The following is a 25924-nucleotide window of genomic DNA, read 5'->3' as shown; positions in this document are numbered from 1 at the left end:
GTAAAGGAGAGGGAGCAACCATGAAGAAGCTGATCATGCTTCTGCTGTCCGTCACGCTTGCGTTCGCGCTCGCGGCATGCGGTCAAAAGCAAGAAGTGGGCGTCAAGGAGCCGGCACCGGCAACCGGAGGTTCGGCTGCAACCGGCGCGGAAGCCGCAGGCAAAAAGACTTCCTACCCGCTTACGATCAAGGACGACTCCGGCAAGGAGTTTACGTTCGCGAAGGCGCCGGAACGCATCGTATCGCTGTCTCCGACCGAGACGGAGGTGCTGTTCGCGCTGGGGCTCGGCAGCAAGATCGCAGGCGTGTCGAATCTCGACGATTACCCGGAGGAAGCGAAAAGCAAGCCGAAAATGGGCGATCTGCAAGGAAATCCGGAAGCGATAATCGCAGCTAACCCGGATATCGTATTCGCCGGGCTGTCGCTGAACAAAAATTCGGTGGCGAAGCTGAACGAGCTGAAGTTGAATTTGTTCCAGACGAACCCGAAAACGATTGACGCCGCGATCGAGCGCGTTCTTCTGTTCGGACAAATTACAGATACCCAGGCGCAGGCGGAAAAAGTCGCCGAACAGATGAAGAAGGAAAAGCAGCAGGTCGCGGACGCTCTGAAAGGGCTGAAGGAAGACCAGAAGAAGAAAGTATATATCGAATTTTCCCCCGGCTGGACGGTCGGCAAAGGCGAATTCATGGACGACCTGATCACGCTGGCTGGCGGCGTCAACGTCGCTTCCGACCTGCAGGGCTGGAAGCAGATCAGCGAAGAGAAGATCATCCAGTCCAATCCGGACGTCATCTTGTTCGCCAAAGGCGTTCCCGATCTGGAGAAAACGATCCGCAGCCGCGGAGGCTGGGACAAAATCAATGCGATTAAAAACAGTAAGGTGATCGGGCTGGACGACAGTCTGCTGGCGCGCCCGGGACCTCGCATCACGAAGGCGCTTGCGGATGTCGCCAAAGCGATATATCCCGATCTGGTGAAATAAATGAAGAAGAAGCTGCTGTTATGGGGAGGGGCCGGCATCGTGCTCCTTCTTCTTTCCGTCGTAGTCAGCTTGTCGCTTGGCTCTGCGCGGATTCCGATTCCTCATGTGTGGGGAATTTTGCTGAAGCAGGTGCCGTGGCTCGGGGAATCGGTTCCGGTCATCTGGCCTGAATCGTCGGAGCAGATTATTATGAAGGTTCGTCTGCCGCGTATTGTGCTGGGCGTACTTATCGGAGCGGCGCTGTCGATCGCCGGGGCGGGGTTTCAGGGCGTATTGCGCAACCCGCTGGCCGATCCGTATACGCTCGGCGTCGCTTCGGGCTCGTCGGTCGGAGCAGCGTTTCTTATTTTATTCGGGCTTCATTATGCCTTATTCGGCATTTGGACGATTCCAATCGTCGCTTTTATTACCGGCAGCATTACATTAGGGATCGTGTTCCGGCTCGCCGGAATACAAGGGAAGTTCCGCACGGAGACGGTAATTTTGTCAGGTGTGGTCGTTTCGTCCTTTTTAAGCGCGCTCGTTTCCTTTATGGTGGCGATGTCCGCGAACAAGGTCGTCAATGAAATCCTGTTCTGGCTGATGGGCAGTCTCGCTTTGCGGGGCTGGCCATATACGTCAGTCGTTGCGCTATACCTCGTGATCGGCGCCGTTTTCCTGATTCCTTACGGCCGTTCGCTGAATCTGTTCGCGCTTGGCGAGCGGCATGCCGCCCATCTGGGGGTCCAGGTGGACCGGACGAAGCGGAACGTCCTGATCGTCTCGACGATGCTGACGGCCGTAGCCGTATCGGTGTGCGGTGTCATCGGCTTCGTCGGTCTGATTACGCCTCATCTGGTCCGGCTGCTGGTCGGTCCCGATTATCGGCTGCTAATTCCGTTATCGCTCCTGTTCGGGGGGATCTACGTCTTGTGGGCCGATACGCTCGCCCGGATGGTGCTGAGTCCGACGGAAATTCCGCTCGGCGTCGTGACGGCTTTTCTCGGGGCCCCGTTTTTCGCCTATCTGCTCTCCAGACAAAAGAAGACGATGAAAGGTTGATCGTATGATCGAGGTAAAAGGAATATCCAAGTCGTTCGACAGCCGCGCCGTCTTGGAGGAAGTGTCGTTTGCCGTGAAGGAAGGGGAGACGTTCGGTATTATCGGGCCGAATGGGAGCGGGAAATCGACGCTGCTGAAGCTGATATCCGGAGTGGAGCGGGCCGATTCGGGCGAGATCCGGCTGGACGGCAAGCCGCTTGGTTCGTTTGCCCGCAAGGAGCTTGCCCGGTGGCTGGCCGTATTGCAGCAGGATGCGCTGCCTCCGATCGGCTTTTCGGTGCGCGAAGTGCTCGAGATGGGGCGGTTTCCGTTTCAAAATTGGCTCGGGGACGAGCCGGACGATTTTTCCGGCCTGATCGACGCCATTTTGGCGAAGCTGCAGCTGGAGCCTTTCGCCGACCGGTCGCTCGAATATTTGAGCGGCGGCGAACGGCAGCGAGTGGCGCTCGGCAAAGTGATGGCCCAGCAGCCGCGGCTGCTGCTGCTCGACGAGCCGACCACATTTCTGGATATCGGCTACCAGGTGCAGATGATGGACACGGTTCGCCGCTGGCAATCCGAGCAGCCGCTCACCGTCGTGGCCGTTCTGCACGATTTGAATCTGGCCGCTCAATATTGCGACAGGCTGATGCTGATCCATCGCGGCGGCATCGTCAAGATCGGCACGCCCTGGGAAGTGATGGAGCGGGAGCTGATCGCCATGGTGTACGGCACCGAGCCGATCATCACGGCGCATCCGGTGTCCGGATCGCCTCAATTGCTGCTGCAGCCTGGTATGCCGGAAGCGGACATGGAGCAGCAGCGCAAGCACGTTTTGCCATTCCAATAACCGGCAACGGGAGGAGACGAACACACCATGGAATCGCAGCAATTATTGGAACAGACGGTTAGTCGTATACGCGCGGCGGACGAGGCCGCGAAGCAAGCGGCCGCGCATAAGCTGGACCGGCTGACGAAGCCGCCCGGCAGCCTGGGCAAGCTCGAGGAGATCGCCAAGCAGATCGCGGGCATCACGGGAGAGCTGAACCCGGATTTGTCGAAGAAAGCGGTCGTTGTCATGGCCGGAGACCATGGGGTTTGCGCCGAAGGCGTCAGCGCATTTCCGGCCGAGGTCACGCCTCAGATGGTGATGAACTTTCTGAACGGCGGAGCGGCGGTGAATGTGCTGGCCCGCCATACTGGAGCGGACGTCGTCTGTGTGGACATCGGCGTGAACGCCGAGCTGAGCCATCCGGGGCTGGTCAGCCGGAAGGTGAAGATGGGGACGGACAACATGGCAGTTGGGCCGGCCATGAGCCGGGAAGAAGCGGTCCGGGCGGTAGCGGTCGGGATCGACATCGTGAACGGGCTGGCGGAACGCGGCTACCGGATGTTCGCGACGGGCGAGATGGGTATCGGCAACACGACGCCGAGCTCGGCGCTGCTCGTAGCGCTGACCGGCACCGACGTCAAAACCGCTGTAGGCCGCGGTACCGGCATCGGCGACGAAGGGATGCGGCGCAAGCGCGACGTGATCCGGAAGGCGCTGGAGGCGAACCGCCCGGACGCAGGCGATCCGCTTGATGTGCTGGCGAAGGTCGGCGGCTTGGAGATCGCCGGTCTGGTCGGCGTCATTCTCGGCGCGGCGGTGAACCGCTGTCCGGTCGTCGTAGACGGATTTATCTCGTCCGCCGCAGCCCTGGTCGCCTCGCGGCTGGCCCCGTTGGCGGCGCCGTACATGATCCCGTCCCACTTGTCCCAGGAGCAGGGACACCGGGTACTGATGGAGCATATCGGCCTGCGGCCGATACTGCAGATGGATATGAGACTGGGCGAAGGCACCGGCGCGGTGATGGCGTTCCCGGTCGTGGAAGCGGCGATGAAGCTGATGAACGAGATGGCGACGTTCGAGAGCGCCGGCGTGTCGGAGAACTGAGCGGACGGAGACGGAGGATTCGGCATGAAAGTATTGGTTACGGGCGGGGCCCGGAGCGGAAAAAGCTCCTTCGCGGAACGATATGCCGCCCATCTCGGGAATAGCGGCATCTATATCGCGACGGCGCAGCCGTTCGACGAGGAGATGGCGGACCGGCTGGCGCTGCACCGGGAACGCCGGGACGAGTCGGGGTTTGCCTGGCAAACCGTCGAGGAGCCGCTCGAGGTGGCGGACTATTTGCGCCGGTACGAGCCGCGCGGCGGGGAAGTCGTACTGATCGACTGCCTGACGCTGTGGCTGGCGAACTGGCTGTTCCGTTACGAGCAGGAAGCCGACATGGAGAAACGCGTCGGCGAGCGGATCGACGAGCTGGCGGAAGCCGTGCGCCACTGCCCGGGCACCGTGCTGCTCGTGACGAACGAGGTCGGCAGCGGCATCGTGCCGGAGTACAAGCTGGGCCGCGTCTACCGCGATCTCGCGGGGCGGATGAACCAGCGGATCGCCGGGGTCAGCGGCGAAGTATTCCTCGTCACAAGCGGCATCCCGGTCGAGCTGAAGCGGCTGGCCTTCCGGTTCGAGTAACACATTGGGTGCGGAGCGGTTTGCGCCGCGCGGGCGAGAAGTGCGGCACGGTCGTGGAATAAGAGTCTCAAACGAGGCTGGCGATTCATTGTGGACAACCAAGTGGAAAGGGAAAAGATTACCTTCTGGCGAGTTTTGTCGAGAATCCCCTACCTTACAATCCTTATTCAATCAAGGGATTCCGGACAACCTGTCTGAGCAGAAGAAGGTAACTTTTCACTTGGAACGGCCTGCTAACACTTCTATACAATGAATCGACCCTGGCGGACAGACGACAGACAGACGACCGACAGACGACAGACGAACACCCCGATAGTATGATAGACGGACTGATAGTCTGGTAGACCGAAGACGGCGGATTGACGGACTTATAGCGTGACGGATAGACGTATTGGCGGATCGGACCGGCAGGCTGACTGAATGGTTGGATGGTTGTTTGTCAAGGGCGGACGTCGGAGCGATGCGCGGAACAGGGGGAATGAAGGTGCTGCTGTTTTCATGGCAAGAAACGGCTTGGATGGTGATCGCCGCTATCGTGGTGGATTGGATCGTTGGTGATCCGCGCTGGCCTACGCATCCGGTCATATGGATCGGCAGGTTGATTTCCCGGCTGGAGAAACAGCTGAGGCGCGGAGAAATGAAACAGCAAGTATCCGCTCCCAAGAAGTTTGAGGAATCGTCCCAGCACATTCCCACCCCCCAGGGGTCTGAGCAATCCCTACAGCACGCCACCGCCCCACGGGAGTCTGCTGCATCGGAACAGCACGCCAATGCGACCGGGGAGTACGCTGCGCCGGCACCTGCGGCCGTATCCGAGCAAGCGCAGGCCGCTCCTTCGGATCGGCGCCGGCTGCGTCTTCAAGGTGTCGCTTTGACTGTTTTGACGGTCGGGGCGGCTTTTTCCATTATGTTCGTGATCGTGAAGCTATGTTTGCTGATTCATCCCTGGCTCGGGTATGCGGTCAACGTCTGGTTCATCTCGACGACGATCGCCGTCAAAGGGCTGAAGGATGCTGCCATGCTGGTATATCGTCCGCTCAGCGAAGGCAACATGGAGGATGCGCGCAAATATGTCGGCTACATCGTCGGGCGCGATACGACGCGGCTGGACGAGCCGGAAATTGTCCGGGCGACGGTCGAGACCGTATCGGAGAATACGGTGGACGCCTTCGTCTCGCCGATCGTCTTCGCTCTGCTGGGCGGCGCACCGCTTGCGATGCTGTACCGGGCGGCGAACACGCTCGATTCGATGGTCGGCTACAAAAACGCGAAATATTTGTATTTCGGCTGGGCTTCGGCCCGGCTGGACGATGTGCTCAATTACATACCGGCGCGGCTGACCGGCCTGATGATCGTTTGCGTTTGCGCATTCGGCAAAGGTTTGTCGGCGGCCCGAGCGGCCAAATCGGTCGTAACGTTCGCGTCGCGCCACCCGAGCCCGAACAGCGGCATCCCGGAATCGGCCGTAGCCGGAGCGATCGGAATCGAGCTCGGCGGGGTCAACCGCTACGGGGACGTCGTCAGCGACCGTGCCCGCATGGGCTGGCCGCTCCGCGAGCGAAGCCGGGGAGATATTGTGCTCACGATCCGATTATGTTATGGGGTAAGTTATCTGGTTGCAGGAGGGCTGTTATGCGCAGTGGTCGCAACAATGTATGGGTAACGGAGCTGGGAGCTTGCGCGTCGGCGTTTCAGTTTTTGACGCGGCTGCCGGTGCGGATGAAGCTGGATTATACAGACGAGCTGTTCCGGCGGAGCACCGTCTATTACCCGGTAGTCGGCCTCGTGCTCGGTGCAATGCTGGCCGCTGCGGCATGGCTGCTCGAACTGCTGCTCCCTTCGGCGCCAACTGCGGTTATCGTGCTGGGACTATGGGTGGCGGTAACCGGAGCGCTGCACCTGGATGGCTTGATGGATTCCGCCGACGGGTTGCTCAGTCACCGTTCGAGGGAACGGATGCTGGAAATTATGAAGGACAGCCGGGTAGGCGCCATGGGCGTTGTGGCCGGCGTTCTGATGCTGCTTATGAAGTTTTCGCTGCTGGTCACGATGGCGGCGTACTCGGACAAGTGGCTGGCCTTCCTGATCGTTGCCCCGATGTGGGGGCGGTGGTTCATCGTGTGGGCAATTGCCGGCTGGCCTTACGCGAGGGAAGGACAAGGGCTCGGAAGTTTATTTACTTCCGTATCCCGTTCTCAGGCTCAGGTTGCCTCGCTTCCTGCGATCGCGGGGAGCTTGGTCGTGCTGCTCGCCTTCCGTTTCCCCTGGTGGGAAGCGCTGGGGTATACAGCGGGACTCGTCGTAATCGCGGGAGCGCTCGGTTATGCGTTGGCTCGATCGATGGCGCGCAAATTGGGCGGGCTGACCGGCGATACGTACGGAGCATTGGTTGAACTGCTGGAGTGCGCGGTGCTGCTGCTGGCTGTAGCCGCGATGAATTGGTAGAGCAGGGGGAGAGAGTATGCTGGAACGATACGGACACGGGGGAGATTTGACGACGGCGGAATCGCTTTATGGACTGCCGGTGGACGGATTCCTCGATTTTAGCTCCAATATGAACCCGTTTGGCCCTCCGGAAGCGGTCGGGAAACTGCTGGCGGAACGCTGGCGGGAGCTCGCCCGTTATCCCGATCCGGCGGTGCGGGAATTGCGCCGTACGCTTGCGGATAAGTACGGAATACCCGAAGCGAGCATTCTGGTCGGCAATGGGGCCGCCGAACTGATCGACCTGACCGTACGGGCGCTCAAGCCCCGATCTGTCGGTCTCGCACGACCGTCCTTTTCGGAATACGAGGAAGCGGTGCGGAAAATCGGCGGCGGGATTGTCGACATCCCGCTATCCCCGGATAACGGATTCGCTTTAAGCGAGACGGCGATCCGTCAGGCGGCCGCTTCCGCCGACCTGCTCCTGCTGGGTCATCCGAACAATCCGACCGGCAAATTGGCGGACCCGGCTATGCTCCACAGGCTCGTTCAGGACCGGATTCCGCTCGTGCTGGACGAAGCGTTCGTCGATTTCGCGCCGGACGAGCATGCAGTCAGTCTGATCCGGCTGGCCTCGGCAACCAATGGGCTCTATGTACTCCGCTCGATGACGAAATTTTATGCGATACCCGGCATCCGGCTCGGATTTATGGTCGCGCATCCGGAGGAGATCCGGGCGATGAAGGAGCTCCAGGTGCAATGGAGCGTCAATACGATGGCCCAGTGGATCGGTCAGGCCGTGCTTGCCGAGCGCGAGTATGCCGAGCGGACCCGGCGATGGCTGGCGGACGAGCGGACGCGGCTGATGAAGGAGCTGCAATCGCTCGGATTGCACGTGTTTCCTAGCGACGTTAACTTTCTGCTCGTCTCCATTCCGGAAAGCTTGGGGACAGACGTCAAAACGCTCCAGAGCCGTATGGGACAATTAGGGGTGCTGATCCGGGACGCTTCGTTATTCCCGGGTTTGAATGACTCGTACTTTCGCGTGGCGGTCCGTCTCCGGGAGGACAATGAGACGTTAATCAAGCGTCTTGCCCAAGCGCTGCGGATAAACGGAGAGACTGCGGCCCATGAAGCTCCGCCAGCCGAAACGGAACATTCAGGCACTCCCATGTCCGGAGACTCGGCACCGCTTGCGCCTACGATCATGTTCCAGGGCACCTCCTCCGATGCGGGCAAAAGCATTCTGACGACGGCGTTGTGCCGCATCCTGCTGCAGGACGGCTGGCAGGTTGCCCCGTTCAAGTCGCAGAACATGTCGCTGAACTCGTACGTGACCCCGGACGGCAAAGAAATCGGCCGCGCTCAAGGGATGCAGGCCGACGCCTGCCGCATCGCGGCGACGACCGACATGAACCCGATTCTGCTGAAGCCGAAAAAGGACATGGTATCCCAGGTTGTCGTGCACGGCAAGCCGCTGCGCGATTATGACGCTAGGACGTACCGGGAGAAATATTTGGGCGAAGCGCAGGAGATCGTCAAGGAAGCGCTGGGGCGGATGCGCCGCCGCTACGACGTTGTCGTCATCGAAGGGGCAGGGAGCCCGGCGGAAGTGAATTTGAAAGACCGCGATATCGTCAACATGAGACTGGCCGGTTGGGCGGATGCGCCTGTGCTGCTGATCGCCGACATTGACCGGGGCGGCGTATTCGCATCGCTCGTCGGTACGCTGGACATTTTGACGCCGGAAGAGCGGGATCGCGTCAAAGGATTCGTCATTAACAAATTCCGCGGCGACGTCTCCTTGCTGAAGCCGGGACTCGATTGGCTGGAGCGCCGTACCGGCAAGCCGGTGCTGGGTGTAATCCCATACTTGCCGGATCTCGGCCTGGAGGATGAGGACTCGGCCTCGCTCGATGCGAAGCGGCCATCCGGACCGAAGCGGGAAGGGCAGGTCGATGTGGCTGTGCTGCGTCTGCCGCGGTTGTCCAACTTTACCGACTTCGATCCGTTGTTCGAGGAGCCGGATGTTCACATCCGGTACGTCTCCGGCGTATCCGACTGGGGAGAACCGGACGCCGTAATCATACCTGGCAGCAAAAACACGGTGGACGACTTGAAGTATTTGCGGGAAAGCGGCTTGGAGGCGTGCATCCGCCGTCATGTGCAACAGGGAGGCAGGCTGGTCGGCATCTGCGCCGGCTACCAGATGCTCGGCCGCCGTCTGCTCGACCCGGAGCGGATCGAATCGGATACCGGAGAGCTGCCGGGCATCGGGCTATTTCCGTCGGAGACGACGTTTACGCCGGATAAACGAACCGAGCGGGTCAGCGGGTCGGCGAATTGGCCGGGAGCCGGGAGCGGGGCTCTTCCCGTCGAAGGCTACGAGATTCATATGGGCCGGACGGTATTTGTGGAGGATGTCCGGCGTCCGTTCTCCATCCGGATTCACGATGCGCCCGAGCTTGCCGCATCGTACCATGAAGACGGCGCGATGTCGGAGGACGGGAAAGTGTGGGGCACGTACGTCCACGGCATTTTGCACAACGACGAGCTTCGGCGCGCCTGGATCAACGAGATCCGGGCGGACCAAGACTGGCCGCCGCTCGAAGGACAGCTCCGGTTCCACAGCAAGCGCGAGGCCGCCTTTGACCGGCTGGCCGATCATGTCAGGAGCCATTTGGATATGGCCCGAATCTATGCGATGATAGAAGGAAGCGACGAAGGGAGCGGAAACGAATGAGAATTTATACAAGAACAGGCGACAAAGGGCAGACAGGCGTTATCGGAGGACGCGTCGACAAGGACGACGTCCGGGTGGAGGCGTACGGCACGACGGATGAGCTGAACTGCTTCGTCGGGCAGACGATCAGCGTGATGACCAGCGGCACGATGGACGACCTGAAAGCCGACCTCGAGCTGGTCCAGCAGGAGCTGTTCGACTGCGGATCGGACCTCGCTCTGCTCAAGCCGGAGCTGCGTCCTTACAAAGTGAACGCGGAGATGGTCGACCGGCTGGAGACGTGGATCGACAAGTACGATGCGGAGACCCCGGATATTACCCGGTTCATCCTGCCAGGGGGCTCGCAGGCATCGGCGCTGCTGCACGTCTGCCGGACCGTCTGTCGCCGAGCGGAGCGGAGAGTCGTTACCTTGTCCAAGCAGGCGGAGATTAATGAAGAGGTGCGCAGATATTTGAACCGGCTGTCCGATTTCTTCTTCACGGTAGCCCGCACGGCCAATTTCCGGGAAGGCGTGCCGGATGTCGAATACGAACGAAGCCCCGAAGTATTCCGCCGCAAGTCCAAATGAGCTATTACGAGCCGCTTGCCTACATCGTGCCGTCCGAAGAGGACGGCATGATGCTGAAAAACATTCTCCGCAACCGGATGCAGCTGTCCCGCAAGCTGCTGTCCCGTCTGAAGCTGACGCCGGAAGGGATTACGGTCAACGGAGAGCGAAAGTATACGTCGGTGCGCGTCAAGACCGGGGATGTGGTCGAGGTTCGTATGGAGGAAGAAGAGTCTGAGGACATTTTGCCGCAGGATATCGAATTCGGGGTGATCCACGAGGACGAGCATCTGCTGATCGTCAACAAGCCGGCCGGGATGATCGTTCACCCGACACACGGTCACTACATGAATACGCTGGCCAATGCGGTCGTTCATTATTGGCGGCAGCGGGGGGAGAAAGTAAGGTTCCGGCCGGTGCACCGGCTGGACCGCGAGACGTCGGGCGTGCTTGCGATCGCCAAAAACCCGTATGCCCATCAGTTTATTTCCGAGCAGATGCAGCACGGAGCCGTGGACAAATGGTATATGGCCGTCGTGCGCGGCAACGTGCGGGAAAACGGAGGGACGATCGAAGGCCCGATCGACCGCGATCCCGAATCGCCGCATGTCCGGATCGTCACGCCGACCGGTTATCCGTCGGTTACGCATTATGAGGTACTGGAACGGTACGGGGAAGCGGCAACTCTCGTCCGGCTGAAGCTGGAGACGGGGCGCACGCATCAGATCCGCGTCCATATGAATCATATCGGCCATCCGCTTCTTGGAGACGAGATGTACGGGACGGACGAAGAAGGGCGGCGGGTTGCGGCCTATTCCGCAGATTCTAACGAAACAGCCGAGGGAGAGACCCTCGGCCGTCATGCGCTCCATGCTTCCACGCTCGGCTTCGAGCATCCGTCCGGGCGCGGACCGGTACGGTTCGAAGCTGCTCTGCCGCCGGACTTGACCGGGCTTCTCGCCCGGCTAAGGTCCGGTCATTTGGAATGAAGATCGCCTTTGTGCAATTTATTGCCTTTGCCGCCCTGGGTGTCGTCCCTCGAGCCGACATCCTGCTGGCGCACGGTAGAGCCGCCGCATCCGGCTGTAATGGCAGTTAGGAGCAGCAAGGCGGCGGTAGTCGCGGCGATCGTTTTGAAGCCCATTTTCAAGTTCATGGCGTGTCCTCCCCGATTGGATGTCTCTTCCTTCGCATACGTTCCAACATCTGTCGAAAATTATCCGCTGCTTGGCGGGTTTCTTTATGGTTTTTGTGTCAAGCGACTCTTTATTGTTTGTCCGATTCATGTATAATTAGAAAGGCTATTTGAGACTGGAAGGGGAAAACTGATGAGTACACGGATAACCGCCTATTTGTACCCGAAATGCGGAACGTGCCGGGACGCTTTGAAATCGCTCCGGAACAAAGGCGCAGAGCCGGACGAAGTCGTCAATATTTTCGAGACGGCGCCTTCGGCGGAACGGCTGACCGAGATGATCGGCAAAAGCGGGCTTCCTTTAAAGAAGTTTTTTAATACGTCCGGAGAAGTGTACAAGGAAATGAACCTGAAGGACAAGCTGCCGGGAATGAACGAGGAAGAGATGATTGCGCTGCTCGCCTCGAACGGCCGGTTGATTAAACGTCCGATCATTTACGACGGGGAGCATGTAACGGTCGGTTACAAAGAAGACGAATACGAGCGTGTCTGGAACCGCGTATAAGAGAGAGAAAAGGGGGCGGCTCGTTGAAGCGACAGACGAAACAAAATTGGAGTGTACGCCGGGCGCCGGGGGCGGTCGGTACGTTTTTGCTCGCACGAATCAAAGCGCTGCTTCGGTTTTTGCAGCTCGGGAAGAAAAGCGGGGCTTTGCTCAGCATGGCCATCGCTACGGCAATCTACACTTGGTTTTATCAATGGGAGTTTGCGCTGGGCGTGACGATTATGGTGCTCGTCCATGAGCTCGGTCATGTGGTGGCCGCCCGGCAGAAGGGGATTCCGGTGACCGCTCCTTTTTTTATCCCGTTTCTGGGCGCGCTGATCATGCTGAAGCGCAATCCCCGCGATGCGGAGACGGAAGCCTATGTGGCGATGGGAGGCCCTCTGCTCGGTACGATCGGAGCCTTTGTGTCGTTTCTGATCGGACTGGTGTCGGGTCATGCGATGTTTTATGCGATTGCGTATATCGGGTTTACGCTGAACCTGATCAATCTGCTGCCGATCCATCCGCTGGACGGCGGACGCATCGCTTCCACGGTAACCAGGTGGCTTTGGGTAGCAGGTGCGGTCGGCGGCTTGTTTGTCGTTATTTATTTGCGGTCGTATTTGTTTTTTTTCCTGTGGCTGCTGTTCGTATGGGACTTGTTCTCGAAGTATGTGATGTACCGGGGCAGGACGGCGGACTATTCGGTCTGGGGAAAGATCGAAGTGCCGTACGAGGAAATCCCGGGCGAAGATTGGATGCTGAAGCCGTTCCGGGAAAACGTAGAGCTTCCTTACCGCGCCTACTCGGATATGGAGGGGAAGCTGTGGGTCGAGATCGAGTGGGAAGAAGCAGGCGCCGTGAAGCCTGTGAAAATGCTTGAGCAGGGACTGATCCGGTCCGTTACCGGGTTAAAGGTCGAACGGCGCTGGCGGCAGTCGCCCAAGATGGTGGTGCTCCGCTACCAGATCGACTACGAGCCTCACGAGAATGAGAATTACTACAAAGTGCCGAATGCGGTACGCTGGAAATTCGGCCTCGGATATGGTGCTTTGGCGATTGCGTTGTTCTTTATGCTCGATCTGGTGCAAAATTTGATGGCTTCCGAAGGCGGCTTCTTCCAATCGTTAAGAAAGTAAACGGTAAACGTCATAAAGAATTCAGCCGAGCGCTTGTCCGATTTCTTCGGGCTGCCTTATTAATCATTGTAGCGAAGTTTCGCCAAAGAGCGTTTCTTCGATTTGGGACGATCTGCCCGATAGAACGGGGTCAGAATAACAGCAGGCCTGACTGCGGGATGTTGCAACAGCTGCTACGTTAGGGGTTGGGAATATGAAACGAATCGGATCAAGCCGGCTGCAGTTACTCGGGTCGGCTATTTTTTCGGAAGTAGCGGAATGGAAGAGGGAAGCTGCCGACAAAGGACTTGATATTATCGATCTCGGCATCGGCAGCCCGGACCGGCCTCCCTCCGCGCGAGTGATGGAAGCGTTGGCGAAGGCGGCCTCGAATCCCGGCAACTACGGTTATCCGACCTCGGAAGGGTCGCTGGCGTTCCGGAGCGCCGTCTCCCGATGGTACGACTACCGGTTCGGGGTCCGGCTCGATCCCGAGTCGGAAGTGACGACGCTGATGGGGTCCCAGGACGGTTTGGCGCACCTGGCGATGGCTGTCGCCGATCCGGGCGATGTGGCGATTGTGCCGGACCCGGGTTACCCGATCTATTCGGCTTCTCTTGTGCTCGCCGGTGTGACGCCTTATTTGCTGCCGCTTCGCGCGGACAACGGCTTTCTCCCGCGTCTGAACGAGATTCCGGAGGAGACGGCGGCGTGCGCCAAGTTCATTCTGCTTAATTATCCGGGCAATCCGCTGGCGGCGGTGGCGGATTTCGCATTTTTTGAGGAGCTTGTCGAGTATGCGAGACGGCGCGATCTGCTGATCGTGCACGATGCGGCGTATTCCGAGATGGCGTTCGACGGTTTTCGGCCGCGAAGCGTGTTGGAAGTTCCCGGCGCCAAAGATATCGCCGTCGAATTCCATTCGATGTCGAAAAGCTTCAACATGGCCGGCTGCCGGCTCGCTTTTCTTGTTGGCAACAAGGAGGCGGTACAGGCGCTGCGCACGCTGAAGTCGAATATCGATTACGGTGTGTTCGCGGCGGTTCAGGAAGCGGGCATTGCGGCGCTCGACGACCATGCCTCAGGTTCCGGCTGGGAGGTCGCTTCCGTTTACGAGCGGCGACGGGATATTATGGTGGAGGGGCTTCGCTCTGTAGGCTGGGATGTGCCGAAGCCAAAAGCGACAATGTTCATCTGGGCGCCGATTCCGGCAGGCTGGACATCTCGACAAATTTCCCGGGAAATGCTGCTTTCCGCAGGCGTTGTCGTTATTCCGGGAGACGCGTTCGGCGAGCAGGGACAAGGCTTTGTCCGAATTGCGCTCGTGCAGGAAGAGGATCGGCTCGCGGAGGCGGTACGCCGAATCGGTCGTTTTTTGCACGAACGGGGAGGCCGTCCATAATGTGCGAGCGTGAAAAGATGGAGCGAATCGGAACGTGTCGAACGTGAAAAGTAGGCATCGCCAGTACGGATCATCCAAGGATGACTAAGGGCGGATGAACGGGCGCCGTGTGCGGTGCGGGACAAGCCTTGTTCCAGCTGATGCTGGGGCAAGGCTTTGTTGGTGTTGTGCGCAGCAGACGGCAGGCATATTCCGGGAATTTCGCCGGTCGGCGGCAGTCAGGATGTATTCCTTCGTGCGAACCAGGAGCCGAAATTTGAGAGCCGAGAGCCAAGAGCCAAGAGCCAAGAGCCGAGAGCCGAGAGCCGAGAGCCGAGAGCCAAGAGCCAAGAGCCAAGAGCCAAGAGCCAAGAGCCAAGAGCCAAGAGCCAAGAGCCAAGAGCCAAGAGCCAAGAGCCAAACCCAAACTCAAACCCAAACCCAACCCGCAATCTCCAATCTGAACCCCAAACCTCGCACCCCAAACCTTGCACCCCAAACCTTGCACCCCAAACCTTGCACCCCAAACCTTGCACCCCAAACCTTGCACCCCAAACCTCGCACCCCAAACCTCGAACCCCAACCCCAACCCCAACCCCAACCCCAACCCCAAAAAACCAAAGCCAAAAGCACAGTAACCGGCTTCCTTTAAGCCTTTCTTTGCTAACCTCTCGGCGTCAGCGCACACATAGCCGGCCGGGTAGTTGCATAGCAGGATAACGACGATGGCCCGGCAGTTCCATGTAACCACGAAGCGGATAAGGGTGGTTTGTACCCTATTTTGCTCAAAACCTGCTTGGACGGATGAATAAGAGATGTTAGAAGCTCTAATAATCTGCGAAAATGGTGATAACGCGCCCAGTTGGTTGAAATAAGAGGTACAAACCGTTTCTATTCCTATCCATCCTCTTCATAAGCCGAATATAGGGTACTAAAAGCTCTTATTTGGTTGCAGAGCCAGCACGGATACGATTTCAGCGAGGCTGAACATGCCCGGCTCACATAAAAGCAGCCGTTTATGCAGGTTCCATGCGTCCTGCCCCCGCGCATTGGCTTCGTGCAAGCAACTATTATGGCACGCCATCTTGCCTTTCCTTCAACGCTCAGCCTTTTCATATATAAGGTAGGTCTACTTGATATGAGGGACTAGGAGCGATTGGTTGGTTGTATTGTCTATTATGAAGTATCGACCTAGCAGATCGAGCGCGGAACAAGCGTAAATTTGAATCTCACCAGGTGCAAATTATCACGCCCAAGTAAAATGAGGCCCGAACGACAGACTACAGACTACCAGATCACCAGATCACCAGATCGCCAGATTACTAAATCACCAGACTACCAGATCACCTAATCCGCTGCGTGCCGATGCCCGACAACCCGCTTTTTTTAGTCACCCAGCCGCTTTGACCCGCTGCGCTGTCCGCCTCCATCCATCTCCCCTTAGCCCTCAGCTACTGATCAGATGCGTTCCACGAGGACGCGCTCCCTTCATTCCGACACAACAGACGGTTGTCTGCAGCCGGGCATGGTTAGAAATTTGGGATTGATAAACAAATGGAAAAAAGCTAATATAGATTGTGAAGAACGTTGTTCTGTATATGAGAACTCAATCGCCGGATAATGGAGTAACTGTATAGTTTAATCCAGAAGATGAACAGCGAATGGGGACATAGGCTTGGTGACAGGCCCGAATGCAGTCAGGACGGACAGAAGCACCTCTTCGTCGGCAACATTTACGAATTTACGTGAACATTGTTCTTTATACAAGAACATACTAACCCCCGAAGCTGGCGCGATATGCCTCGTATTCAGGACGGGCTGCGGCCTATTATCGGCTGCGGGCGTTCCAAGCTTAACGATATCCAATAAAACGTAGCGGAGATGACGAGATTGAAAGAGATCGCAAACGGAGTATGGCCTACGATGATCACCCCTTTCACGGAAGACAAGCAAGTCGATTACAACGGATTGGAGCAGCTGATCGAATGGTATATCAGCCAAGGCGTAGACGGGCTTTTTGCGGTATGCCAATCGAGCGAGATGTTTTTCCTCAGCTTGGAGGAGCGCGTGAAGATGGCCCGGTTCGTCAAGGAGAAAGCGGGTAACCGGGTTCCGGTAATCGCCTCGGGGCACGTCTCGGACGACCTGGAAGGGCAGATCGAGGAAATCAGGCAAATCGCCGCAACCGGCATCGATGCGTTCGTGATCGTCACGAACCGGTTTGCCAAGGAAGAGGAGTCCGACGAGGTGTGGATCAGCCGCGCCCAGACGATTCTCGAGAACGTTCCGGGTGTCAGCTTTGGCCTTTACGAGTGCCCGTATCCGTACAAACGGCTTCTGAGCCCTCAGGTGCTGAGCTGGTGCGCCTCGACCGGCCGGTTTTTGTTCCTGAAAGATACGTCGTGCAGCGAAACGGAGATCGAAGCGAAGCTGGGAGCCGTCAAAGGCAGCAGCCTGAAACTGTTCAACGCCAATACGGCGACGCTGCTCGCCTCGCTTAGACTGGGAGCGGCCGGATTCAGCGGCGTGATGGCGAATATGCATCCGGACCTGTACGTATGGCTGACACGCAATTGGAGCGCCGAACCGCAAAAAGCCGAAACGCTTCAAGCTTTTCTAAGCACCGCTTCGTTAATCGAGCTGCAGATCTATCCGGTGAACGCGAAATATTACCAGCAGCAGCTCGGCCTGCCGATCGCTTTGACCTGCCGGAGCAAAGACGCGTCAACCTTTACGGCGACACGCAAGCTTGAGGTGAACCAGCTCGCAGCCACGGAACAGGCGATTCGGGAACATGTCTCGTTGCCGCGTCCGGTTTACGCCAAAGCTTAAGACGCACTTATAGTGCGAGTTCAAAAAGTCCGGTTTTCAGCACCGAGAAGATGGGATGAAGCTAGGAAATGAGGAGCGTAGTGACAGCTACGTGAGCACCGGAAGTTCCGGCTGAATTCCATATTCGAGGTCGAGCGGGCTTCCTGATCTGCTTCGTGATCAAAAGTGGACTTTTTGAACAACCACTTATACTCATGCATCATTCATTAACGGTATGAAGGAAGGGGCAGACGCATGAATTTTCACAGCAACGATAAGATCGTCTTTATAGGAGACAGCATTACCGATAAAGGAAGAAAAACCGATCCGCTGAAGCTGGGCGGGGGATACGTGCGGCTGCTCCACGATTACTTCGCAACGAACTGCCCGGAGCTGAACTTGACGGTGATCAACGAGGGGACGAGCGGCAACCGGGTAACCGATCTGCAGAAACGCTGGACGCTGGACGTGCTTGATCATCAACCCGACTGGCTGTCGGTGTCGATCGGCATTAACGACGTGTGGCGGCAGCTCGATTCCCCGGATGCGGAGCAAGTACTGCCGGACCGGTTCGAAGCGGTGTACCGCGAGCTGCTTCGGCAAGTCAAGGAGAAGTGCGATAGTCGGCTTATCCTGATGCAGCCTACGATCATCAAGGAGATTCCCGACTCGACAGGCAACCGGATGCTGCAGCCGTACGTAGCTATTGTGAACCGGTTGGCCGCCGAGTTCGGCGCCGTATTGGTGCCGACCCATGAAGCGTTTATCGGCTTCCTCCGGCGGGGAACGGGCAAGGCGCTGACGACGGACGGCGTGCATATGACGACGTTGGGTGATATGCTGATGGCGACGACGTGGCTGAATACGATGCAGGAAGCGGGAGCCCAGGCAGCGGCACTTGTTTCACAAGGTTAACAAGCGGCAATTCCGATCGTAAAGTGTCTTATCGTCAGAAACAAACCTCCAACTTCATCCCGCTGCAAAGTCCGGGTAAGGTGCGCCTTGGAAGATGCGGGCGCATGCCCAGCCTTCACTTACGTCCGACTTTGCAGAAACGGAGAAGTTGGAGGTTTCGTCATTTAAAGCTTCTTCCCTTACACAAGCTTCGCAAAATAGTCCACGCAAGCGCGGATCGTACGTTCCCGCCCCAGCGGCCCCCAAGCGTCCCATTCGACGCTGTCCGGAATATAGACCTGCCGCTGCTTCATCGCACGCAGTTCCTGCCAGAGCGGATCATCATTCAGCTTCTCCACCGCCTCCGGATCGCTCCATACGACGAGAAGACGCTCCGGGTCCATCCGGGCCAGCTCCTCCAGCGCATGTGGCTTATAGGAGAAGCCGGAAGTGAGCTCGCAAGGTTCGAACCCGAGTCCCCGGTAGAGCAGGTCGGTAAACGAGTGGGACGAGCCGCTGTACAGCCGCAGATCGTCCGGCATGACCCGGATGACCGCCCATTTGCCTTGGCGGGTGAACGGCAGAAGGGCGTCCCGCGCTTTCTCTTCGATCCGCGACATCCGCCGGGAGATCCGCTCAGCTTCGTTTTCCTTGCCGACCATCGACGCGATCTCGTTCATATAGCCGGTCCAGTTTAAAGCGCCGGGGACACGCCTTCGCTTTTTTTGAAGACACGGCTGAAATACAGCTCGTCCTGGAAGCCGACGCTTCGCGCCACCTCTTTAAGCGTACGGTCCGGCCAGGCGAGGAGCTCCTTAGCTTTCCGAACCCGCAGCTGCGACAAATAACCGCCGGGAGTCAGACCGGTCGTCCGCTTGAACGCGCGGCAAAACGAACGGGGCGTCAGTCCCGCGAGCTGCGGAAGCTGGCGAACGTCGATCGCCTACATATAACTGCGCTCCATATAGTCGACCGTGCGCTGAATAGCCGGGCAGTCGGAGCTTACATACCGGTCCATCTCCTCTTGCAGCGTATACAGCAGCTCCTGAAATAACGACTGGCGTTTCATCGCCGCCGACCGCCGGAGGTCGCCGCGGGTGATCGGATAGTCGTGCCGTTTGACGGAAGTCATCGTGCAGGAGACGGTATGTGAGACGTTCATTGCGGGCTCCTTCGCAGGTCCATAGTGAAATCGAAGATTCTCAACCCTAGCCTCGATTGAGAATCATTATCATAAATTATAAAGCGGACGGCTCTGCGAATCAACCGGGAGTTTGTGAGAAGATAGGCTCCGTCACTTGGAGGAACATACACAAAACAAACGCTTTTAACCCGGATCACGCGTGAATCGGAGCTGGAGTATCGATAACAGAACCGTAAAGACACAAAAAAATCGGCTCGTAAAGACCCGAGCCGAAAGGGATTCCTCTAGCAGAATGCAGCATCATTCTCCAACACGTCGATAATCTGGTGCTGCCCGTTCGGCGACCAGCTCATACGGACCCAGTTCGGGATGAAATGGACATGGCTATGTTCAACCTCCACGGCGTTATGCCAGGTTGCTTCCTTAAGCAGCTCGCTGTCCGCCGCCGAATCCTGGTAGACCAGTAAGTAGTCCGTTTCAAAAGGTGTCAAGCTGTCCAGCGTCACGTCCTTGATCCTCTGGTTCCGCGGCACGCAGTTGCCCGGCTGCAATCCCAGATTGGCGTACAGCAGCTCGCTCAAGGGATGGTCCACGCTCCCTTGAATCCGAATGATCCCGTGCTGCAGCCGGATAAAGGAAATTGTTTTATTGCCGACGGAGTGAGCGAGCCGTTCCCTCGCCGTCTTTACCCGGTCGGCAAGCTGACGGCAGATCTGTCTCGCTTCCGTCTCCCTGCCTACCAATTCGGCTAACCGCATATAGACCTTTTGCCAGTCCATACTGGGATGAAGGACGACTGTAGGCGCGATCCGCTTCAACCGTTCATAGAGGGGCAGGTGCCTGGCATCGGCCAGGATGACATCCGGGTGAAATTCCCGCATTTGCTCCAGTTGAACTTCCACCGGCAGCTCGTCTTCGCCTTTTCGCATGCACAGGTACCCGTCCAGCTCAAAGGCGTCCTCGATGCCCAAAGAATGCAAGCAATCCTTGTACAGAAAACAGGAAGCGGATGCAACCTTCAACTGTCTTCTTTTCATATACAGCGTCGGCGATAAGCCCACCGTTTTTTTGAACATCCGGCTGAAATAAAACTCGCTGCCTATGCCGACAGCGCTGGCGGCCGTTTTGACCGAGTAGCCGTTCTGCTCCAGCAGCTGCTTGGCCGAATCGATACGGATTTGGTTCAAATATTCAAAGGGGGACATGTTTCTCGCTTTCTTAAAGCTCCTCGAATACGAGGTAGGCGTAAGGCCTGCGAGGTTCGACAGCGTCTCCAGCTTGATCTTCTCCCCGTAATGCTTATGCATATAGCTTAGCGTCCGGTCAATGGGAACCGCCGCTTTCCCGCTTGCCTCCTGCTTACCAAGCTGCTCATTCCATTCGTACAGCAATCGCTGGAAGTTCAGCTGCAGTTCGGCGTCGGCTCCCCCGCACCGTTTGCTCTCCTCGTACAGGCGCTCCATGTCATCCGGCACCGGCCTCAGCATGACGGAAAACAGCCTGCTCGAAGGTTGTACCGTCGTCCGGGGCGTACAGCTCCATCCCCCTTTGCGCCGGATAAAGGCCATCTCACGGACGGCGAGGAGATACACTTCCAGAACGTCCGATTCTTGCAGCACCTCGAACGTCAGACCGGGTGTCAGCCGGATGCATTGTCCCGGTTTAAGGGGAACGGTTTGAAGCTCGGTATAGAGATGGCCTTCGCCCTGCATCACCACGACCAGCAGCTCGCCGGGACTTGTCTTTGTTTGCAGCGTGTTCCGTTTGTGATACCGGCGTTTGCGGATCGAAGACAAATAGACGGAAGCGAATGCGGAGCCGGAAGCCGGAAGCATGAAAAATTCCCCCTTTGCAACTCGGGAAAGTGAGAATGAGAATTGTTATCACAAATTATAAAGGCTCATTCTCGACTTGAAAAGGGGTTAGGCGATTATTTATCGATAATCGTCAGCAGATTTTCCGCAGGCGTCCGCTTCTGTGCGGCAGGAATGATGGCCGGATATCCGATATGCAGAATCCCGACGATTTTCTCCTCCGGCAAAATGCCGATCGCTTCCCGGAAATTCGTTTCATAGTTATAACGATTCGTTTTCCACACGACGCCGACGCCTTGTTCCCATGCGGCGAGCTGAAAGTTTTGGATGAGCGCGCAGGCGGCCGCGTAGTCTTCATCCCACTGCTTTTGACGCGTATCCTCCTTCAGCACCACGACGAGATGAGCGGGCACCTCCAGAAAATAATCCCGCTTGCGCTTCCCGTATCGTTCCCGGTCTTCGCCCGAGTAGGTTTGCAGCATCGCATCCGCCAAAGCTGCCCGCCCTTCCCCTTTGTACAAGAGAAAACGCCAAGGCTGTCTGTTCTCATGATTCGGCGCCCAAATCGCTACATTCAACAGCTCCAGCAGCAATTCGTCCGGAACCGGGTCGTCCTTAAACAGTCGGATCGTTCTTCTTTCCTTAATGATCTTGGCGATCGGACCGGCTTGAGTCCAGTTACATTCGGATAAGCTCATCTGCAATCTCCCCTCTCGTTTCGCGTTGCGCCCTCTGTGCTTCGTTCGCCTTGAAGGCGTCGGTATGCCGCCCCTTTCCTCTCGGTATGCACAGCGGTGTGCCGTAGAACGGATCGTGCAGCACTTCGCATTCCATGCCGAACACATGCCGGACCAGCTCGGGATGGATCACGTCCTCCGGTTTGCCTTGCGCATAGACGGTCTTATCCTTGACCGCCACCAGATGATGCGCGTAGCGGCAAGCGAGGTTCAAGTCATGCAGCACCATGACGATCGTACGCTGCTCTCTTTCATTCAGCTCAAACAACAGATCCAAAATATCCACTTGATGCGCCATATCCAAATACGTGGTCGGCTCATCCAGCAAAATCGTCTCCGTGCCCTGAGCGAGCGTCATTGCAATCCAGGCCCGCTGCCGCTGGCCGCCCGACAAGGAGTCCACCGCGCTGCCCGCCAGCTCCGCCATTTTGGTTACGCGCATGGCCTCCCGTACATGGCGCTCGTCGTCCTCCGACCACGTCTTCAGCCAGTTCTGGTACGGATACCGCCCTTGTTTCACAAGCTGAAACACCGTCAGTCCCTCCGGCGCAATCGGCCCCTGCGGCAGGATCGACAAGCTTTTGGCAATCTCCTTGGTCGGGATGCGGGAGATCAGCTTGCCGTCCAGAATAATGTCTCCTTTGGCCGGTTTTAACAGGCGGGCCATCGAACGGAGCAGCGTCGACTTGCCGCAGCCGTTCGCGCCGATGAACACGGTAATTTTGCCTTTTGGAATCGACAGGTTCAGCCCTTCAATAATGCTCTTGTCCCCGTAAGTCAAAAGCAGCTCCTTGGTCTCCAGAATATTCACAGCCACCGCTCCCATCATGAATTCCGTTTCGTGTACAGCAAATAAATGAAGAATGGCGCTCCGACGGCAGAGGTGAATACCCCGACCGGAATATCAAGCGGCAGGAACAACGTGCGCCCGACAAGATCCGCCAGCACGACCACCGTACCGCCGAGCAAGGCGGAGACGGGCAGCACGTTTTCAAAGCTGGAGCCGACCAGCTTCCGGGCCATGTGCGGCGCGATCAGACCGACGAAACCGATGCCGCCCGCGACGGAAACGGCCGAACCGGCCAGCGCCACACTGATCAGCAGCAGAAGCAGGCGATTACGTTCCACCGCGCTGCCGGCGTTGGCCGCGAGATCGTCCCCGAGCTGTCCGATGTTGACATGCCGGGCCATCAGGAATACGAGCGGGAGCAGCACCGCCGTCCAGGGCAGCACGGTGAGCACATTTTCCCAGTTCGAGGCATACACCGAGCCCGTCAGCCACAGATACACCTGCGCCGGATCATTCGTCGGACTGAACACGATCATCATGGTGGTCGCGGCCGACATCAAAGCGGCCATCCCGACGCCGACCAGTACGAGCCGAACCGGCGTAACCCCTTTTTTCCAGGCGAGAACGTAGAGGATGACGGACACGACAGCCGCCCCCAGCATCGCCGCAACCGGCAGCCAGCGGATACTGAAGGTGCCAAGGAAATACGTCAGGAACGTCACCGCTCCGACGGAAGCCCCGCCTGTGACGCCGATAATATCCGGCGAAGCCAGCGGATTGCGAATAATGCCTTGCAGAATCGCGCCTGCCGCCGCCAGGGAAGCGCCGACCAGCATCGCTACAATAATGCGGGGAAGACGGATTTTCTGAATCACCATCGTATGGTCTTCCGCCCCCATGCCGAAGAGGCTGCGAATGACATTCAGGGGAGAAATCACCATTTCCCCGAGCCCGGTGCTGATAATCGCTGCGGCGATACAAGCAAGGAGCAGCAAGAGCGTGATACGAAGAGATTTCCGGTGCACCAGAAAAGAGACGGCGCCTCCCTTGAACCGGACGGTGTTATATGGCTTCATGATTGGGCCAGCCCCCTCCGCGCGATGTAGACGAAGAACGGAACGCCGATGATCGCAGTCATCACCCCGACCGGCATCTCCTCCGGAATCGCAATAAACCGTGCGCCGATGTCAGCCAGCATCAGCAGAATCGCGCCGAGCACCCCGCAATACGGAATGACCCACCGGTGATCCAGGCCGCCGAAAAACCGCGAAATATGCGGGATGACAATACCGATAAAACCGATCGGACCCGCAACCGATACCGAGCAGCCCGCTAGTACGACAATGAAGAGGCCTGCCAGGGATTTGACGAGCACGGTCTTTTGCCCCAGGCCTTTGGCGGTTTCTTCCCCCATCTGCAGCACATTCATATCTTTGGAAATCAGCCAGGCGGCCACCCAGGCGGCGGCCATATACGGCAGCACCGTGATGAGGAAATCGGGGGAGCGCCCGGCGATCGTCCCCGTCAGCCAGAAGAGTACGGTACCGATCCCCTGCTGATTCAAGACGAGAACGGCTTGGGTGAAGGAGGAGAACAGCGCCGTCATCGCAGCGCCGGCCAGTACGATCTTAAGCGGCGTCAGACCGTCCCTCCCGATCGAACCCAGCATATAAACCGTGACAGCGCCCAGCGCCGCCCCGATAAAAGCGGTCCACATCAGCACCTGCAGCGACGACACGGAGAAAGTAACCGCCGCCAGCACAACCAGGAAGGAGGCGCCCGCATTCACCCCCAGCACGCTTGGCGAAGCCAGCGGATTGCGGGTGAGTGTCTGCATCAGCGCCCCGGCAATCGCCAGACTGGCTCCGACGGCAGACGCAATGCAAGCCCTCGGCAGTCTGGTCGTGCGCAGTATAATTTGCTCATTCACATTCTCATCATAGTGAACAATCGACGCCCATGCGGCCGACCATTCGTATCGCGTGGAGCCAAAAAGAATGCTCGCGACGAAGCAGCCGAGCAAAATAAGGACGAAAACCGACAGCCAGCCGGCTCTCCATAAGTTGGTTTGATTAAGGTTCATCTTGATGATCTCCCTACGCTCATAAAGGAATGAACGATCCTGCCGCTCATTCCTCTACGTATTTCCTTATTTAATGTCGAAATATGTATACAGGTCGGCCAGCATCGATTGAGCGGCCATCGAGCCTCCCGCCAGGTTCCACGTAATCGTATCGACCTTGAAGTACTTGCCGTTTTTGACGCCCTTCAGATTTTTCCAGAGCGGGTGCGAGGTCCAGTCGTTTTGCGATTTCTCGACCGACGGCTCTTCCGAGTTAAGCCTTGTAATATCGAAAATGTAGTCCCCGTCCAGCTGCGACATCTGCTCCTTGGTCGTCAAATTCAGAACTGCCTTGCCCGGCTCGAGAATTTGCGCTTTCGGACGCCCTATGCCCAATTCTTTGAAGATGGTGCCGGCAAATCCGGTTGCGTAGAAGCGGGCGCTGCCGTCTCTCTCAAAGCGGACGATGGACACTTCCGTCTTCGCCAGCTTGTCGCCTGCTTTCTGTTTAAATTCAGCAACCTTCTTATCCCAATCCGCGAGAATTTTGTCGCCTTCTTCCTTTATGTACAGCGCGTCGGCGGCATATTTCACATTCGCCTTCCAGTCGAAAATCTCTTCGGTCATAATCGTCGGCGCGATGCTGCTCAGCTGCGGGTAAATTTTCTCATGACGGGTTTTCGTCCCGATAATCAGATCCGGCTTCAGCCCAATGATCGCTTCGATGTTCGGCTGCGTTTCTTCCCCGAGATCCTTCACCCCGTCCATTTTGGCTCGGAGATAGTTGTACCATGGCTTTTCTTCCCAGGATTGCACCGAGCCTACCGGTTTTACGCCCAGATGAGCGGTAATATCCGTCATGCCGTTGAAAAGAACGACAACCCGTTCGGGCTTTTTCTTGAGCGTTGCGGTCCCCATCGCATGCTTAATCGTTTTTTCTCCCCCGTCCGTTTGAGGCGCGGCAGCTTCCGGCTGAGCGGAAGGGCCGCTAGCGCTTCCGTTCGTTGTCGTTGACGATGTGCCGCAGGCCGCCAGTGCCAGCGTCATCACCAGGGCAAGCATCAGATGTACAGCTCTCATTCTCTTTCTTCCTCCTTGTTCAGCAAGGCAACCCCAGCTGATGATCGAGTCATCTCTATAGGAATGCGAATGCCAAGCAATATGTAATTGATAATAATAATCAATATCATTATAAACGGCGAAATTTAGATTTGTACATGTCCGCTTTTATCCGTTTCGTTGCCTTATTTTATCC

General features: G+C 57.6%; 25 protein-coding genes. 15 read left to right on the top strand and 10 right to left on the bottom strand.

Annotated elements, in window-relative coordinates; genetic code table 11:
• The first annotated feature begins 20 nt into the window (after positions 1 to 20).
• The 10 genes from AC3Y2E_RS03465 (at position 21) to AC3Y2E_RS03420 (ending at position 11228) form a co-directional block, all read left to right on the top strand.
• A complete protein-coding gene (locus tag AC3Y2E_RS03465) occupies positions 21 to 986 on the top strand; it encodes an ABC transporter substrate-binding protein (protein ID WP_379207159.1) in 966 nt (321 codons plus the stop codon).
• Positions 987 to 2027 (top strand): FecCD family ABC transporter permease, encoded by a 1041-nt coding sequence (locus tag AC3Y2E_RS03460; RefSeq protein ID WP_190931438.1) that lies wholly within the window; start codon positions 987 to 989, stop codon positions 2025 to 2027.
• Positions 2028 to 2031: 4 nt separating this feature from the next.
• Entirely contained in the window at positions 2032 to 2856 is an 825-nt protein-coding gene (locus AC3Y2E_RS03455) for an ABC transporter ATP-binding protein (protein ID WP_379207156.1), read from the top strand.
• 27 nt (positions 2857 to 2883) lie between these two features.
• On the top strand, positions 2884 to 3942 hold the full coding sequence (gene cobT / locus AC3Y2E_RS03450; protein WP_379207154.1) for a nicotinate-nucleotide--dimethylbenzimidazole phosphoribosyltransferase: 1059 nt from the start codon (positions 2884 to 2886) through the stop codon (positions 3940 to 3942).
• 24 nt (positions 3943 to 3966) lie between these two features.
• Complete coding sequence (gene cobU / locus AC3Y2E_RS03445; protein ID WP_379207152.1) at positions 3967 to 4524, top strand: bifunctional adenosylcobinamide kinase/adenosylcobinamide-phosphate guanylyltransferase; 558 nt, start codon at positions 3967 to 3969, stop codon at positions 4522 to 4524.
• A 484-nt stretch (positions 4525 to 5008) separates the two neighbouring features.
• Positions 5009 to 6187: an adenosylcobinamide-phosphate synthase CbiB gene (gene cbiB, locus AC3Y2E_RS03440; RefSeq protein ID WP_379207150.1), complete on the top strand. Its 1179-nt coding sequence runs from the start codon at positions 5009 to 5011 to the stop codon at positions 6185 to 6187.
• A complete protein-coding gene (cobS, locus tag AC3Y2E_RS03435) occupies positions 6157 to 6969 on the top strand; it encodes an adenosylcobinamide-GDP ribazoletransferase (protein ID WP_379207148.1) in 813 nt (270 codons plus the stop codon). Before cbiB ends, cobS begins: the two co-directional genes overlap by 31 nt.
• 16 nt (positions 6970 to 6985) lie before the next feature.
• Positions 6986 to 9691 (top strand): cobyric acid synthase, encoded by a 2706-nt coding sequence (locus tag AC3Y2E_RS03430; protein ID WP_379207146.1) that lies wholly within the window; start codon positions 6986 to 6988, stop codon positions 9689 to 9691.
• Positions 9688 to 10260 (top strand): cob(I)yrinic acid a,c-diamide adenosyltransferase, encoded by a 573-nt coding sequence (locus AC3Y2E_RS03425; protein ID WP_379207144.1) that lies wholly within the window; start codon positions 9688 to 9690, stop codon positions 10258 to 10260. The genes AC3Y2E_RS03430 and AC3Y2E_RS03425 overlap by 4 nt, the downstream gene beginning before the upstream one ends.
• The gene (locus tag AC3Y2E_RS03420) at positions 10257 to 11228 is read left to right on the top strand and encodes an RluA family pseudouridine synthase (protein WP_379207138.1); all 972 of its coding nucleotides are present in this window, start codon (positions 10257 to 10259) and stop codon (positions 11226 to 11228) included. Before AC3Y2E_RS03425 ends, AC3Y2E_RS03420 begins: the two co-directional genes overlap by 4 nt.
• Here AC3Y2E_RS03420 and AC3Y2E_RS03415 read toward each other — a convergent pair.
• Entirely contained in the window at positions 11216 to 11395 is a 180-nt protein-coding gene (locus AC3Y2E_RS03415; protein ID WP_379207136.1) for a hypothetical protein, read from the bottom strand. The two genes, AC3Y2E_RS03420 and AC3Y2E_RS03415, sit on opposite strands and share 13 nt — an antisense overlap.
• Positions 11396 to 11567: 172 nt before the next feature.
• Here AC3Y2E_RS03415 and AC3Y2E_RS03410 point away from each other — a divergent pair, with 172 nt between their 5' ends.
• From AC3Y2E_RS03410 to AC3Y2E_RS03390, 5 genes are all read left to right on the top strand, one after another.
• Positions 11568 to 11939, top strand: coding sequence for an arsenate reductase family protein (locus AC3Y2E_RS03410; protein WP_190931429.1), 372 nt, complete (start codon positions 11568 to 11570; stop codon positions 11937 to 11939).
• A 23-nt stretch (positions 11940 to 11962) separates the two neighbouring features.
• Complete coding sequence (locus tag AC3Y2E_RS03405; RefSeq protein ID WP_379207133.1) at positions 11963 to 13057, top strand: site-2 protease family protein; 1095 nt, start codon at positions 11963 to 11965, stop codon at positions 13055 to 13057.
• A 193-nt stretch (positions 13058 to 13250) separates the two neighbouring features.
• Positions 13251 to 14438, top strand: a complete 1188-nt coding sequence (locus AC3Y2E_RS03400) for an aminotransferase class I/II-fold pyridoxal phosphate-dependent enzyme (RefSeq protein ID WP_379207131.1) — start codon at positions 13251 to 13253, stop codon at positions 14436 to 14438.
• Positions 14439 to 16307: 1869 nt separating this feature from the next.
• Positions 16308 to 17249 carry a dihydrodipicolinate synthase family protein gene (locus AC3Y2E_RS03395; protein WP_379207129.1) on the top strand — a complete coding sequence of 314 codons (942 nt, stop codon included), beginning with the start codon at positions 16308 to 16310 and terminating at the stop codon, positions 17247 to 17249.
• 234 nt (positions 17250 to 17483) lie between these two features.
• The gene (locus AC3Y2E_RS03390; protein WP_379207127.1) at positions 17484 to 18143 is read left to right on the top strand and encodes an SGNH/GDSL hydrolase family protein; all 660 of its coding nucleotides are present in this window, start codon (positions 17484 to 17486) and stop codon (positions 18141 to 18143) included.
• Positions 18144 to 18322: 179 nt separating this feature from the next.
• Here AC3Y2E_RS03390 and AC3Y2E_RS03385 read toward each other — a convergent pair whose 3' ends face one another.
• From AC3Y2E_RS03385 to AC3Y2E_RS03345, 9 genes are all read right to left on the bottom strand, one after another.
• The gene (locus AC3Y2E_RS03385) at positions 18323 to 18802 is read right to left on the bottom strand and encodes an ABC transporter substrate-binding protein (protein WP_483875091.1); all 480 of its coding nucleotides are present in this window, start codon (positions 18800 to 18802) and stop codon (positions 18323 to 18325) included.
• Between the two features lie 14 nt (positions 18803 to 18816).
• Positions 18817 to 19029, bottom strand: a complete 213-nt coding sequence (locus AC3Y2E_RS03380; protein WP_379207226.1) for a helix-turn-helix domain-containing protein — start codon at positions 19027 to 19029, stop codon at positions 18817 to 18819.
• Positions 19030 to 19065: 36 nt separating this feature from the next.
• Entirely contained in the window at positions 19066 to 19284 is a 219-nt protein-coding gene (locus AC3Y2E_RS03375) for a hypothetical protein (protein ID WP_379207125.1), read from the bottom strand.
• A 266-nt stretch (positions 19285 to 19550) separates the two neighbouring features.
• Positions 19551 to 21101: a helix-turn-helix domain-containing protein gene (locus tag AC3Y2E_RS03370; protein ID WP_379207123.1), complete on the bottom strand. Its 1551-nt coding sequence runs from the start codon at positions 21099 to 21101 to the stop codon at positions 19551 to 19553.
• Between the two features lie 95 nt (positions 21102 to 21196).
• Complete coding sequence (locus AC3Y2E_RS03365; RefSeq protein WP_379207121.1) at positions 21197 to 21778, bottom strand: nitroreductase family protein; 582 nt, start codon at positions 21776 to 21778, stop codon at positions 21197 to 21199.
• Complete coding sequence (locus tag AC3Y2E_RS03360) at positions 21759 to 22628, bottom strand: ABC transporter ATP-binding protein (protein ID WP_379207119.1); 870 nt, start codon at positions 22626 to 22628, stop codon at positions 21759 to 21761. Before AC3Y2E_RS03360 ends, AC3Y2E_RS03365 begins: the two co-directional genes overlap by 20 nt.
• Positions 22629 to 22642: 14 nt before the next feature.
• Entirely contained in the window at positions 22643 to 23683 is a 1041-nt protein-coding gene (locus AC3Y2E_RS03355) for a FecCD family ABC transporter permease (protein ID WP_379207117.1), read from the bottom strand.
• The gene (locus AC3Y2E_RS03350; RefSeq protein WP_379207114.1) at positions 23680 to 24690 is read right to left on the bottom strand and encodes a FecCD family ABC transporter permease; all 1011 of its coding nucleotides are present in this window, start codon (positions 24688 to 24690) and stop codon (positions 23680 to 23682) included. The genes AC3Y2E_RS03355 and AC3Y2E_RS03350 overlap by 4 nt, the downstream gene beginning before the upstream one ends.
• Before the next feature lie 66 nt (positions 24691 to 24756).
• Entirely contained in the window at positions 24757 to 25749 is a 993-nt protein-coding gene (locus AC3Y2E_RS03345) for an ABC transporter substrate-binding protein (protein WP_379207112.1), read from the bottom strand.
• Between the last annotated feature and the right edge of the window lie 175 nt (positions 25750 to 25924).

This window comes from Paenibacillus sp. MAH-35, assembly GCF_058135425.1.
This window is presented reverse-complemented; position numbering and strand designations above follow the sequence as displayed.